Here is a 14,012-nt window from a genome sequence, read left to right on the forward strand (position 1 = left end):
TTTATACCGTCTCTCCTTCATAATTGTTTAAGAATTGAAGTACTTTCATTAATTTTTCATCCCCACCAGCAATTGGGCGCCAATTAAATTGAACGACTGGTGCATCGCTTGCTTGGATTGCTTCAGTAAAGCTCTTCAGTCCAATATTAATAACGCTTGGTTTCATGTTGATTAAATTCATTATTTTTTCATCCACAGTTAAATCAACTGGTTCTGATTCAAATGATTTTGTTTCTAACATTGGTTGTTCAACACTGCTGCCTACTAAATTAAGTGCAGTACGAACCATTTGGTCGTTTGTTTCACAAACAATTGCGCCAGCTTCTTTTAACGTGTTAACTTGACTATCATAACCTTGATGATCATGTTGTGTACCTACAACTGTAGTAAGTACCGCCAATGAACGGCCCTCAGCGTTTACTTTATCTAAAATCGCTTTGATTGTAGGCGCAAGTTCGTTTGCCATATCATCATGACTACCGTAACCAATCACGTTATCTAACATAATGACAGCAGTGGATGGGTCATCTGATGAAGTTTCTAACATTTCAATACGTTTTGAAGGATCGATCATTGGGTGTGGTCTACCTTGCGTATAAATATCATCACCTAAGTCAATGATTTCATGATTTCCACCTTTATAAGAGAATCCTTCTGGTGTTTCTGCGCCTGAATCATCTCCTAATGTATCTTTGACTAACATAGCAGCTTCTGATGCTAACGTGCCACCTGAGTAGTAACCTTTAATACCATCTTGGTTATCAGCAAACCTAATATCAAGGTCTGCTTTAAATGATGGATTAAATTGAGGCGTTTCATCATTAGATAATTGAACAGATACACGTGCTGCTTCTTCTAGTGTATAAGCGTGATAAATATTTTCTTCAGTAAATGCTGGTTTAGCACCTAAGAATAATGTAACCACTGGTTTTTCAATGTTACGTAACATATTTAATACTTTTTCTTCAACTTCTTTAGCTGGCGGCTTAGAAATAACAGTAATGACTTTAACTTTAGGGTCAGCATTTAACGCTTTAATACTATCTAGCATTGTAATAGCGCCGACTTCTGTTGATAAGTCCCGGCCACCTGTACCAATTGCATTTGTAACACCTTTACCTTCACGGTCAATGATGGTTGTTACTTCTTGAATACCTGTACCAGAAGCACCGATAACGCCGATATCTCCTTCATTAACGATGTTAGTGAATGCAAGTGGTAAACTGTGGATAATACCTGTACCACAGTCAGGTCCCATAACTAATAACCCTTTATCATGCGCCATTTGTTTTAAGCGTACTTCGTCTTCTTTAGCGACATTATCACTAAACATAAATACGTTTAAATTGTTTTTTAAAGCAGTTTCAGCTTCCATTGCAGCGTATTGTCCTGGGATTGAAATTAATGCTAAGTTTGGATTATTTGCTAATTCTAAAGCGCGGTTCCAGTTTGAAGCTTCATCTTGTTTTTGAGATTTATCTTCGTCGTCGCCTTTGCCTTTTAGCTCAGCATCTACTTGTTCATTTACTTCGTCTACTTTTGATTCATCATCTGTATCTACAATGACAACGATATCATTTGGTTTAGCATTATCTAATGCTTCAGTATCAAATCCTGAAGATCTAAAAATGTCTTTATTCGCAGGCGTTCCCATCATAATTGATACTTGGTTCACGCCATCAATAGCAGATAATTTATTCGATAATAACATTAATACAATCGAATCTTGGTACGTGTTTTCTTTAATTATTGTATATAACATACTATTCCTCCGTTATTATTCTGCAAATCTGTTTCTTCCGTGGTAACGATCAAAGTGCACATCTTCTGACACTAAGTAATCGTAAATTTCATCCACAATTTCAATGCCTGTTTCATCATATTTCTCACTACGTAAGCGACCACGCTCACCAGGATAGAATATTTCTCCATAACCTTCTGCTGCTGGTTGTGCTTTAAGCTCATCTAACATTGTTGAAATACGTGATTTAAATTGATCTAAATCTGTAAAGAATGCAGGATTGATTACGATGTGTAACTGTCCTAAGTCACGGCCTTTAGTTAGATCTTTATACATTGATGAAACGTGCACACCGTGTGGTACGCCAAGTAAACTACCTGATAAGATATCCACCATCATCATTAAACCATAACCTTTTGGTCCAGCAACCGGTACAAGCGCATGAACGTCTCTTGCGTTTGTTGTTGGCTCACCATTAGCATCAACTGCCCATATATCTGGGATAGATTGGTGTTTGGCTCTAGCATCAAGCACTTTGCCCCACGCTTGAACTGTTGTAGCCATATCAAAAGTAATGATACGATCATCGTTAGATGGTGCACTAAATGCAATTGGGTTCGTACCAAAATAAGGTTCTGTGCCACCAAACGGTACAACCATTGGATCCGATTGACACATACTTAAACCAACCATATTTGCATTAGATGCCATTTCAACGAAATAACCTAACGCACCACTATGTGAAATATGTTTAACACCTACAACTGCTACACCGTTTTCTTTAGCCATTTCTATCGCTTTCTCCATGGCCTCTTTTGCTGCTTGGTGTCCAGGACCGTTATCTCCTTCAAATACACCAGTAGAAGGACCAGTTTGTTCAAATTGGTAGTTCGGGTTAGCAGTAATACCACCTTTTGCGATACGTTCTGCATAATATTCCACCCTAACAGCACCATGAGAGTGAATACCTCTGTGATCTGCAAAAGTTAAAACATCTGCAACATCTTTTGCAGCATCTTCATTTAAGCCCGCTTTAACCAATTTATTTTTCATTAAATCGAATAAATCATTTTTAGAAACGCGCATATTTCAACCTCCTTATTACAAAAATTGTGTATTTTTTTAATAAACAAAGTGTTTTCAAGCAGTAAAAAAAGAAGTTACTAAAGACGCACCATGCTAAATGTCGTAAGTTACCATTTATTACATTAAATTATCTCGTTCACTTCTTTTATTCCTATCTAATATATCTCATCAGATATTAAATAATCATAAATGTCTTGGGCAACTGGAATGCCACTCTCTGCATAACGTTTTTTAACTTCTTCTTGAATCTCACCTGGATAATATACTTGATCAAAACCTTTAGCAGGTTCAATGTCATGCAATTCATCTACCATGTCAGAAACTTGTGTTAAAAACTGTGTTTCGTCACCAAAATATGCTGGGTTAATCACGATATGAAATTGTCCTAATCTACGATATTGGCTTAAATCTTCATACATTGAAGTGACATGCTTACCAAATGGCAATCCTAGTAAAGTGCCTGCTAGGATATCTACCATCATCATCAAACCATAACCTTTTGGTCCAGCTACAGGTAACAACGCAGCTACTTCGAATGGATCTGTTGTAGGCTCGCCTTGTTTGTCTACTGCCCAGGTATTCGGTATTGATTTATGTTTAGATCGTGCATCTAATATTTTACCCCATGCTTGCACTGTTGTTGCCATATCAAACAATATGGGTTCGCCATTTTTTCTTGGTGAGGCGAAAGCAATTGGATTCGTACCGAAATATGGTTCTGTACCACCAAAGGGCACAACCATTGGATCAGACTGACATACAGTTAATGCAACCATACCTTGTTTTGCAGCTTGTTCTGCAAAATAGCCGATTGCGCCACTGTGCCCCATTTCTTGGATACCTACCATACCTATCCCGCTGGATTTTGCTAATCCAATGGCTTCTTCCATAGCTTCATAAGCAACATAGTGACCTACAGCATTATCGCCGAAATATGTGCCTGCTGATGGACCAGTTTTAGTGAATTTTAAATCTGGGTCCAAGTTATAACCTTTTTTCGCAATACGTTCTGCATAATATTGCATTCGGACGGAACCATGTGAATGAATGCCTCTTTCATCCGCAAAAATCATCAAGTCCGCTGTTTTTTCAGCTTGCGCGTCAGGCAAACCTGCACGTGTTAGTTTCTCTTTGAATAATTGGCGCAGTTTACCACGTTCGACGTATACTAATGCTTCCTCTTCCATGACTAACAACCTTCCTTAAATTTCTATATCTCTATTTGCATCTTTGGAATAGATGTAAGCGAATGGTTCGTCTAAACCAATAGCATAAGTTGCTTGTGGTGCATAAGCGCCCATAAAGATGTAATCACCTTTATCAACTGGTTGCCATTCGTTATCTAAGTTGTACATGCCACGTCCACTTAATACGTAAGCACCATGTTCTTGAACGTGTGTTTCGATGTAGCCGTGTGAAGCACCTGGTTTAAATGATAAGATATGAATATTCATGTCATATGCTAATTCTTTTGGTAGTAAATCAAGAATCTTCACTTCTTCCATACCTTCATATGGTTCTTGAACCATATCATTGACGTTACCTGTTACAACTTCTGGTGTATAACCTTCTAATGGTTGATAACGTTTTTTGTATAAGAATACACGGCTGTCGTTGTTTTGGTTGCTGTTTTCAAATGTCATAACTTGATGAGATGGTACGTATAAATAACCACCTGCACTTAGTTCATATTTTTTATCGTCTGCATATGCATTGATATTTCCATATTCAACATAAATAAATGTTTGAACGCCGTCACCACCAAATCCTTGTCTGTTACCACCTTGATTTTTTAATGTTACTAGGTAATCTACGAAGCGCGCACCCAATCTTGGTGAACCTAAAATAGTTACGTCGCAATCTTCAAAACCAGGTACTACGTTATTTACTAAACCGTCTGGTGTAATAACTGCATAATTGTCCTTTTTAATTACTGAACGTGTTTCTAATAAACCTTCTCTATAACCTTGATTATGATTGATATAACCCATAAATAAAATGCTCCTTTTCTTTATCTGTATTAAAAATTTTTGTGCTTTTATCTATAAAAAGTTTGTTGAACCATGTTTATTTATATAGCTCAATGATGTTGTTCTAGTTGCTTATTCCCAAATATTATGCTTGATAAGCAAGTTGATATAATACTTGTTTTAACACTTCAATACCTTTAACTAAATCTTCAACATTCGTTTCTTCTTCAACGTTGTGACTCACACCATTAATTGATGGTACGAACAACATTGAAGTTGGTATATATTTAGCGAAAATTTGAGAATCGTGCCCAGCACCAGAAGACATTAACTTCCACTCTGATTCACCAACTACTGTTTCAGCAGCTTTTTGTATTTCATTAACTAATCTTTCATCCATAAGCGTTGGTGCTTCATCCATCCATAAGTCGATGTCATATTGAACGCCTTCTTCTTCAGATACATGTTTGATACATGTATCAATTTCTTCAGCAAACTGATTGAGTTCATCTTGGTTAATGTGACGACAATCGATTGAAAAAGTGACCTCTCCTGGCACTACGTTAACCGTATTAGGTACTGGATCTACGCGACCAAATGTAATAACTAATGGGTCACCTATTTCTCTTGCACGATCTGTTAATTGGTTAGCAATTTTACTAAATGCCACCACTGCATCTTGTCTCAAGCCCATCGGTGTAGTACCAGCATGGTTTGCTTCACCTTTTAAGTTAACTGTATAACGTTTTTGACCAACGATACCATTAACGACACCAATTGATTTTTTTTCATTTTCTAAGACTTTACCTTGTTCGATGTGGACTTCGATAAATGATTTAATATAGTTATAATCATTATCTTCTGTACGATAATCAAAACCAGATTCACGCATCGCATCTTTGAAAGCGACACCTTCGCCATCAGCAATTGCGTCTACGTCAGCTTTATCAGCTAAGTTGAAGAAGTTTTTACTTCCCCAGAAAGCGTATGGGAAACGGCTGCCTTCCTCTTCAGCTAACGCTAGTATTTCTAATGAACGTAATGGTTGTCCATATTCTGCTTTCAATGACTGCATAGCAACAACTGCTGCTAGCACACCGAATTGACCATCTAAATGGCCACCTTCAACTACTGTGTCAATATGTGAACCAGACATAATTGTTTCTTCAGGATATTTGCTACCTTCAATACGTCCTTTTAAGTTACCGACACTATCGAACTGTGTTTCAAATCCATCTTTTTCTAATGTTTCTTTTAATGCGTGAACCGCATTTGACCATTCTTTAGAATAAAGTAAGCGTGTAATCCCGCCACCAGTCAAACCGCCAAACGCAGTAAATTTTTTGTCTAGAGCCTCAAAAGAAGATCGGATGTCCATGTAATTCAACTCCTTTTTCATTTCATATACAATTATAAGCGTTTACATTACACTTATCATTCACAATTCTAACAATAATATGCTTTACTTTTATTCGATTTATACAAATACGCCTTATTTTTTATTTGAGATACTATATTTAGCAAAATATATCTAACAGGAGGTTAACCCATTTGACTCAAGTAGAAGCAACTTGTCAATCAAGCGATGGCTTTCAATTACCATATACCATAATAAAAACGAAAAGTAAAAACCCCAAAGGTGTGATTATATATTTCCATGGCGGCGGGCTCATATTTGGTCAACCAAATGACTTACCACAAGATTATATTGAAATTTTGACTGAATCCTATCATGTCGCGTTAGTATCTTATCGACTTGCTCCAGAAAGTAATATCAATACGATTATTGAAGATGCACTCAGCAATTATGATCATTTCAAATCGCTTTATCCTTCGTTACCTTTATTTACCTTTGGTCGCTCTGCTGGCGCTTATTTAGCAATGATGGTCGCACGTCATCGTAAAATAGATGGGATTATTGATTTTTATGGTTACGCTCGTATACATGTACCCTCATTTTTAAGACCAAATAAACAATACCAAGATTTATCTACTCAAATCACGCCTGCAATATTGAATCAACTTATACAAGCACACCCACTAACGTCAGGCCTATTACAAACAAGGTATCCTATTTATTTATATGTTCGTGGTCAAGCGAAATGGCTTGCTTATCTGGGAATTGAGTCCTCTACACATAGTGCTTACAATATCCCACCACAAGTATTGAAAAATTTCCCTCCTACCTTTATTGTACACTGTACAGGAGACCCTGATGTGCCTTATAGTGAAAGTGAACATGTGCATAAATTAGTTGCAAATAGTCATTTTGAAACTTTAAACCAAGATAATCATGATTTTGATCGTGAAGTTAGTTCAATGAGTAAAACATTATACAAACAAGCTGTACAATTTTTAAATCAAATTTAATAGATTAGCGAAGGGGACAAACGATGAACTTACAAAATGTAATAGAGAACTTCCAAACATTTAATAATTTTGCGCGAAATCCAAACAACGGCGGTATTAACCGAATTGCTTTCAGTCATCCTGAACGTGTTGCTGCGTTAAGATTTTCAATGCTGTGTCAAAAAGCGGGTCTCGATGTTTATTTTGATTTCTTTGGAAATGTTATTGCACGCCGAGAAGGTAAAAACCCTTCTCTAAAGCCAGTTGTTTTAGGATCACATATTGATACCGTAAAAGATGGTGGACAATACGACGGGCTACTCGGTGTGTTAGGTGCTCTTGAAGTGGTCGAACATTTAAATGAACATCATATCGAAACAGACCATCCTATTATTATTATCGCTTTTGCTTGTGAGGAATCTACACGTTTCAACGAAGCGACATTAGGTAGCAAATATCTTACTGGTAAGATGACCAAAGAAGATATGAAATCGATTAAAGATAATGATGGTCATGTACTCTATGACATTGTGGCCCCTTTAGCACAAGATATGCACGGCAAAGCGGCTCTATTTGAAAGAAATAAAATTAAAGCATTTTTAGAGTTGCATATTGAACAAGGTCCTATTCTTGAAAATAATCAAAAAGATATTGGGATTGTAACGGATATTGCTGCACCACATCGCTTCAAATTAAAAATTCAAGGCGTTACAAGTCACTCAGGTTCAACGCCTATGCCAATGCGGACCGATGCTCTAACTACCGCCTCCGAAATCATTTTAAAAATCGAAGCTTTAGGTCGGGCATATCATGATAAAGGAATCGTGACAACGGTAGGATATGCAAGCGTTTATCCAAATACAATGAATGCTATCCCTGGTGAGGTTACACTGCTTATCGACATACGTGGTAAAGACGAAGGTGTTCGCGAAACCGTCGTCAAAGAAATGCAACAGCATATCGATACGATTACAAATCACCGACAAACAAGCTATGACTTAGAAGATTTAGGACAAGACCAACCACGTCGTTTTAATCAAACCATTGCAAAGATTTCTGAACAAAGTTGTAACACATTGGGATATCATTATCGTTATATGTACAGTGGCGCTGGCCATGATGCAATGAATTTCGCACCAATTTGTCCAACAAGTATGATATTTATTCCTTGTAAAAATGGCATCAGTCATTCTCCAAAAGAATCTGTAACAGATAAAGAAATTGAAAAAGGTATTAATGTCCTGATTGAAACGACAATTGAATTAGCTAAAATCGATACCACATTAGAAGCATAAAGACGTTTAATTTTACAATTGAAGTCAATAGCAAACGATACGAGTGACCTCTAACACCGATCATCTGAGGTAGCTCGTATTTTAAATTATTTGAATATAGATATATTATGATTGAAAAAAGTGCCAAGCTGTATAGGGCACACATCACTCTAAAACACATAATAAAGGTTGAATTATAATGACAAAAATATGTTTTATCAGACACGGCGAAACAGATTGGAATATTGCTGGCAAATTACAAGGTCGTACTAACATCCCACTAAATGAATCGGGTATATTACAAGCACAAGCATGTGGCGAGTGCTTAACCCCAAATGAATGGGATCTTATTATTACAAGTCCCTTACTAAGAGCCAAAGAAACCGGTCAAATTATCCAGCAAAAATTAGATATTCCACTTTATGAAATGGCTTCTTTTATAGAAGTTGCCTTTGGTGACGCAGAAGGTCTTACGCAACACGAACGCGCCTTACAATTTCCTGATCGCAATTATCCAAACAAAGAAACTGAGTCAATGATTACGGACCGTTTTTTAAACGGTATGCGTACTGTGCATGAAGACCACGCTAATCAAAATATTTTAATCATTTCTCACGGCGCTTTTATCAAAGCAATTTTTCATTACTTTTCAAATGGAAAAATAAGCCCAGGGATAACTAAACTCATAAACGGTAGTTTCAGTGCGTTAGAAATAAATAATAATCAAACCAATATTCTAGATTATAATATCGTTGACCATTTACCGACGCAACACCCAAATAGCTAACACAGGCGTTTATCCATAAAATTACCATACCTTACATACATGTTTAACCTACCTTAAAAGTGAAGCACGACGTTTCACTTGGTAGTAACGCTGTATGCGAGATTTGGTACTTTTTAGATTAAATCTTAAAATTTACTTATAATTTTTAAAGAAATCTGTAGTTAATGACTTTACTTTTGGCGATAACATAAGTACGGCTATGACGTTTGGGATCAGTACAACAGCAAGCGCCAAGTCAAGCAAGTCCCACAATTGTTGTGCTGCGCCTAATGCTCCTACAATCATAGAGAGCACGTATATCCCCTTCATAATCCACCCAGCTGTGAGCCCAAATAAGAATTCCGCCATTCTTGATCCATAAAAAATGACAACAATAACAGTTGAGAATACGAAGAACATCATTGAAATAGACACCATCATGCTACCAAATTCACCAAATGAATTTTCAAACGCTCTTGCGGTTAGTGCTGCAGACTGCGCTTTGGCATCGTTCGCTTTCCAAACCCCTGAAACCAAAACCACAAATGCAGTTGTACTACAAATGAGTAAAGTGTCCACGACTATTTCACTAATCCCCCAAAATGCTTGTCGAACCGGATGGTCTGTTTTAGCGGCCGCATGGGCAATCGATGATGTGCCAAGCCCTGCTTCATTAGAATAAATACCTCGGGCGAATCCCCAGCGAATTGTAGTCGCTAACGCCGCACCAAATGTTCCTCCTACAGCAGCCGTTGGGTTAAATGCCTGTTCTACGACTAATAAAATAACATTAGGCACGTGACCAATGTTCATCAAAATGATTAAAAATCCAAAAAAACAATAAAGCCCGACCATAATTGGCACAATTTTTTCAGCGAAAGAAGCGATACGTTTCACACCGCCAAATACTACTAAGGCTGCAAGTATTGCTAATACAACGCCTGAAACACCCATATGTATATTGAAAGTGTCATGCATTGTACTCGCTGCAGAATGGCCTTGAACCATGATACTTGGAACAATTTCAATCATTAATGCAAATGCAAATACTAGAGAAAATATCGCACCTAGCTTCTTATTTTTAAATCCCTTTTTCATATAATAGGTTGGCCCACCTACAAACTCACCCTTTTTATTTTTTTCACGATAATGTACCCCTAAGACATTCTCGCTAAATTTTAAAGCCATACCTAAAAAAGCAATAACCATCATCCAAAAAACTGCGCCAGGGCCTCCCATCATAATTGCAGTAGGCACCCCTACAATATTGGCTGCACCTACAGTAGAAGATAAGGCCGAAGTTAATGCTTGGCGAGGCGTGATGGTCCCCTCCCCTTTAGGTTTTTGATTAACGCTACCAAATGTTTGCTTTAACATATAAAAAAAATGTCGAAATTGAAGAAATTTTAAATTAATGGTTAAAAACACACTCGCAAATAAAAGCAATAAAACGAGTGGATACCCCCAAAGCCAATCCGAAAATGACACTAATTTTTCCAATGATTACAGCCCCTTTAATTCTAATTATCTTATGCTTTTAGTTATTTTATATACTTGTGTTGTTTCGATAAATTTAAGTACACACTACTTATTATCAAGTGTTCAAATGTTCTATTATAAAACTATAATATGTCATGTTATTCCCTAGAGCTAAGTAATCAAACTAACTTCACACTTTATGAAAATAGAAAAATCCCTTTCAAAGCGAAAAACTTTGAAAGGGATTCAAATTTATTATTTTAAAATTTATGGTAAGTCAAATGATACTTAGATAAAACGTCCAATACGTTTATCTGAAATACCCGCTTCTTTGCTATAAATTGCTTGACCTCTTAAAATAGTTTGTGTAACTTGAGCACCAATTTCACGGCCGATATACGGGCTCATTTTGTTACGGTAAGCTAAGTCTTCAGCTTGTAACGTATATGATGCATTAGGTTTAATGAATACGAAGTCAGCATCTTTACCTACTGCAATGCTTCCTTTTGTATCTAAACCAAAACGTTTTGCAGGTGCTGTTGCGATAATATCAGCAAATTTTTGTAATGACATTTGACGTTTTTGGACACCTTCGTCAAATAAGATGTCTACGTTATTTTGTAATCCAGCAATACCGCCCCATGCTTCAAATGCATTGTCAGTATCTTTTAAATCTGGTGTACATGGTGAATGGTCAGAAGTTACAAAGCTAATATCACCATTTAATACACGGTTCCACATACCTTCTAAACGTGATTGTTCACGGATTGGTGGAGAACATTTAACAACTGGACCAATTTCATCTAATTCTTCTTTGTAGAAATATAAATAATGTGTACATGTCTCACAAGTGATGTCTACACCTTCTTGTTGTGCTTTAATAATTTCGTCTACGCCTTCTTCACAAGCAACATGTACGATATGCACACGACAACCTGTTTCTTTAGCGAATAAGATAATTTTACGAATAGGTTCAACTTCTGTAAATACTGGGCGACTATCTACATAAGCACTTAATGTAGTTTCACCATTTGCTTTGGCAATTTCACCTAAGCGATCAGTGATTGTAGCATTTTCAGAATGGATTGATAAGATTTTTCCAGTCTTAGCAATTTGTTTCATACCTTCGTATAATGAATAATCGTCAACATTTTCAAAGTCGCCTTCAATAGAACGATCACCACAAGTAGCTAAGAATGCTTTATAAGCAACTACACCAGCTTCATCTAGTTCTTGAATACCGCCGTTTAAGTTATACGGCACGAGACCACCATAGCTTGCAACATCAACTGATAATTCATCTTTACCTGCATCAAATTTAGCTTGGATAGATGCTTTGTCTGTTGTAGCTGGAACTTGGTTTAATGGCATTTCAACAAATGAAGTTACGCCACCTTTAGCAGCTGCGTTTGTTCCTGTCACATAACCTTCCCATCCATCACGGTATCCACCGCCTGGTTCAGTAATATGCACATGTGCGTCTACCATGCCAGGTGAAACGATTTGATTTTGTGCGTCGATGACTTGTTCAGCTTCTCCTAATTCTTGTCCAATAGCAGCAATTTTACCGTCTTTAACGCCGACTTCAACTTGTTGCTCCCCATCTTCTAAAATAACCAAGCCATTTTTAATAATTAAATCATATTTCATTATAATCTACTCCTCCTTTTTTTCTCTTATCTGCGTGGAATACATAATGTAAAATTAAGTAAACACCACCGGCTATGATAAAGCCTATAAACCATGAAAAGTCTGATATCACAGTAAATGCTGGTAAGAAGCCTAGTAATGAAACAACTACACCAACAACCGTTCCGATGTACGCAGAAACATTAATACGTGGTATGTCGTGGTTTTTATCTTTCAAATCAAAATACAACTTATCTATATCAATGTGACATTTAGACACAATATAGAAATGCACAATCATAACACCTGCTACTGGACCTAGTATAGCACCAATCGCATTTAGGAATAAGAAAATACTGTCTTCTTCTTCCATCATCTTCCATGGCATAATTACAACACTCAAGACTGAGGCGATAACTACACCACGGCGATAGTTGATCCATTTTGGTAAAAGTGCGCTGAGTTGATATGCTGCCGGGATGATATTACTTGTCGCATTAGTTGAAATAGTAGTCATCAATAATACGCCAGTTGATATCAGAATGGCCCAGAAGTTATCCCATTCATTAATAATCGTTAATATATTCCATTCTTGATGACCTAGATAAATTGAGCCACCAATAATGATGAACACACTCGCAATTGCAAATAAAATATGTGCAACTACGATACCTGAGATTTGCCCAACAACTTGTGTCTTAGTAGATTTTGCGTTTTGGGTAAAGTCAGACACGCTTGAACCAGGGCCTGCCCATACACCTAATAATGAGTTGAAAATTAAAATAAATGATAAAATTGCTGGGTAAATAATACCACTTGATTTTGTAGAAATTTCATAATCTAAAATATTGCCAACGCCACCTGCAGCCATAACACCCCAGATAGCCATACCACCAAATACAATGTAAATGAGTGGATTTAAAATAGCAGTGAATTTATTTAAAATATCCCCACCGCCAAAGCCAATTGCGAAACTAATAGCCCAAAATATTAGAAATGCGATAAGTCCTGGAACAGAGATACCAAGGATTGATATACCTTGTCCAATATCAGCAAAGCCTGGGAATATTTTATTTAATAGAATTAATAGTGCTTGTGATCCAGCAAACGTTTGCAAACCAAACCAAGCGATACCCGCTACAACACCACGTAAGATACCAGGTAACTTAGCGCCTACATCACCGTATGTATGACGTAATTGCATAGCAAAAGGGATGCCGTATTTTGAACCCGCATAGCCGTTCCCAACCAGTAATAAAGCAATAACAAATGAACTCAATATTAATGCAAATATGACTTGTAATGGTGACAATCCTAGTAATAAGAATCCCCCAACAGCAGTGTAGTTAGGTATATTATGAACAGCCCCCATCCATAGTGTAAAAAAGTTAAATGCGGAGTTATTTCTTTGTGCTGATGTCTTTGGCATTATGTCTTCATTATAACCGCGTTCTTTGAAAACCGATTCTGTTAATGCCGCATCATTCGCCTGTCTTCCCATTCTCTTTATATCTCCTTTGCTTTAATAAGCTAATAACTAGATGTATAATCTTCAGTTATAAGTGTAGTATGAATGTAAGCGTTTTTCTTTGTTAGTAATGACATTTCTATTTGATAAAATTATAGGAATCGAACAAAATATGTGTATAATTAATTTTATAAATTATATTTTTTGAACATTTTGAACAATCATTATCACAAATCGACAAAATTCTTTG

At 36.7% G+C, this 14,012-nt stretch carries 11 protein-coding genes; 3 read left to right on the forward strand and 8 right to left on the reverse strand.

Translation table 11 applies throughout. From position 1 onward, the window contains the following. Nucleotide 1: 1 nt before the first annotated feature. The 5 genes from KA900_RS09345 to allC all read right to left on the reverse strand — a co-directional run bounded on the left by KA900_RS09345 (nucleotide 2) and on the right by allC (nucleotide 6,175). Complete coding sequence (locus KA900_RS09345) at nucleotides 2-1,762, reverse strand: acyl-CoA synthetase FdrA (protein ID WP_207572982.1); 1,761 nt, start codon at nucleotides 1,760-1,762, stop codon at nucleotides 2-4. 15 nt (nucleotides 1,763-1,777) lie between these two features. Then, a complete protein-coding gene (gene allD / locus KA900_RS09350) occupies nucleotides 1,778-2,827 on the reverse strand; it encodes an ureidoglycolate dehydrogenase (RefSeq protein ID WP_210139486.1) in 1,050 nt (349 codons plus the stop codon). Between the two features lie 155 nt (nucleotides 2,828-2,982). Next, a complete protein-coding gene (allD, locus tag KA900_RS09355; RefSeq protein WP_096811009.1) occupies nucleotides 2,983-4,014 on the reverse strand; it encodes an ureidoglycolate dehydrogenase in 1,032 nt (343 codons plus the stop codon). A gap of 15 nt (nucleotides 4,015-4,029) precedes the next feature. Beyond that, nucleotides 4,030-4,818 (reverse strand): (S)-ureidoglycine aminohydrolase, encoded by a 789-nt coding sequence (gene allE / locus KA900_RS09360; protein ID WP_103372530.1) that lies wholly within the window; start codon nucleotides 4,816-4,818, stop codon nucleotides 4,030-4,032. Between the two features lie 124 nt (nucleotides 4,819-4,942). Further along, the gene (gene allC, locus KA900_RS09365) at nucleotides 4,943-6,175 is read right to left on the reverse strand and encodes an allantoate deiminase (protein WP_096811011.1); all 1,233 of its coding nucleotides are present in this window, start codon (nucleotides 6,173-6,175) and stop codon (nucleotides 4,943-4,945) included. A 173-nt stretch (nucleotides 6,176-6,348) separates the two neighbouring features. Between allC and KA900_RS09370 the strand changes: the two genes are divergently transcribed. From KA900_RS09370 to KA900_RS09380, 3 genes are all read left to right on the forward strand, one after another. Beyond that, complete coding sequence (locus KA900_RS09370) at nucleotides 6,349-7,167, forward strand: alpha/beta hydrolase (RefSeq protein ID WP_096811012.1); 819 nt, start codon at nucleotides 6,349-6,351, stop codon at nucleotides 7,165-7,167. Between the two features lie 23 nt (nucleotides 7,168-7,190). Continuing rightward, nucleotides 7,191-8,441 carry a M20 family metallo-hydrolase gene (locus KA900_RS09375; protein WP_096811013.1) on the forward strand — a complete coding sequence of 417 codons (1,251 nt, stop codon included), beginning with the start codon at nucleotides 7,191-7,193 and terminating at the stop codon, nucleotides 8,439-8,441. Between the two features lie 178 nt (nucleotides 8,442-8,619). Beyond that, on the forward strand, nucleotides 8,620-9,207 hold the full coding sequence (locus tag KA900_RS09380) for a histidine phosphatase family protein (RefSeq protein WP_210139488.1): 588 nt from the start codon (nucleotides 8,620-8,622) through the stop codon (nucleotides 9,205-9,207). Between the two features lie 132 nt (nucleotides 9,208-9,339). Here the strand turns inward: KA900_RS09380 and KA900_RS09385 are convergent, their stop codons facing one another. From KA900_RS09385 to allW, 3 genes are all read right to left on the reverse strand, one after another. Next, nucleotides 9,340-10,686 carry an alanine/glycine:cation symporter family protein gene (locus KA900_RS09385; RefSeq protein WP_096811015.1) on the reverse strand — a complete coding sequence of 449 codons (1,347 nt, stop codon included), beginning with the start codon at nucleotides 10,684-10,686 and terminating at the stop codon, nucleotides 9,340-9,342. Nucleotides 10,687-10,953: 267 nt separating this feature from the next. Continuing rightward, a complete protein-coding gene (gene allB / locus KA900_RS09390; protein WP_115342438.1) occupies nucleotides 10,954-12,315 on the reverse strand; it encodes an allantoinase AllB in 1,362 nt (453 codons plus the stop codon). After that, the gene (gene allW, locus KA900_RS09395; protein ID WP_096811017.1) at nucleotides 12,305-13,795 is read right to left on the reverse strand and encodes an allantoin permease; all 1,491 of its coding nucleotides are present in this window, start codon (nucleotides 13,793-13,795) and stop codon (nucleotides 12,305-12,307) included. Before allW ends, allB begins: the two co-directional genes overlap by 11 nt. Nucleotides 13,796-14,012 lie beyond the last annotated feature (217 nt).

The organism is Staphylococcus sp. GDY8P120P (assembly GCF_017892065.1).
Taxonomy (GTDB): domain Bacteria; phylum Bacillota; class Bacilli; order Staphylococcales; family Staphylococcaceae; genus Staphylococcus; species Staphylococcus nepalensis.

Coding starts and splice junctions, on each gene's coding strand:
- KA900_RS09345 (WP_207572982.1), bottom strand. CDS start 1,762: ATGTTATATACAATAATTAAAGAAAACACGTACCAAGATTCGATTGTA.
- allD (WP_210139486.1), bottom strand. CDS start 2,827: ATGCGCGTTTCTAAAAATGATTTATTCGATTTAATGAAAAATAAATTG.
- allD (WP_096811009.1), bottom strand. CDS start 4,014: ATGGAAGAGGAAGCATTAGTATACGTCGAACGTGGTAAACTGCGCCAA.
- allE (WP_103372530.1), bottom strand. CDS start 4,818: ATGGGTTATATCAATCATAATCAAGGTTATAGAGAAGGTTTATTAGAA.
- allC (WP_096811011.1), bottom strand. CDS start 6,175: ATGGACATCCGATCTTCTTTTGAGGCTCTAGACAAAAAATTTACTGCG.
- KA900_RS09375 (WP_096811013.1), top strand. CDS start 7,191: ATGAACTTACAAAATGTAATAGAGAACTTCCAAACATTTAATAATTTT.
- KA900_RS09380 (WP_210139488.1), top strand. CDS start 8,620: ATGACAAAAATATGTTTTATCAGACACGGCGAAACAGATTGGAATATT.
- allB (WP_115342438.1), bottom strand. CDS start 12,315: ATGAAATATGATTTAATTATTAAAAATGGCTTGGTTATTTTAGAAGAT.
- allW (WP_096811017.1), bottom strand. CDS start 13,795: ATGGGAAGACAGGCGAATGATGCGGCATTAACAGAATCGGTTTTCAAA.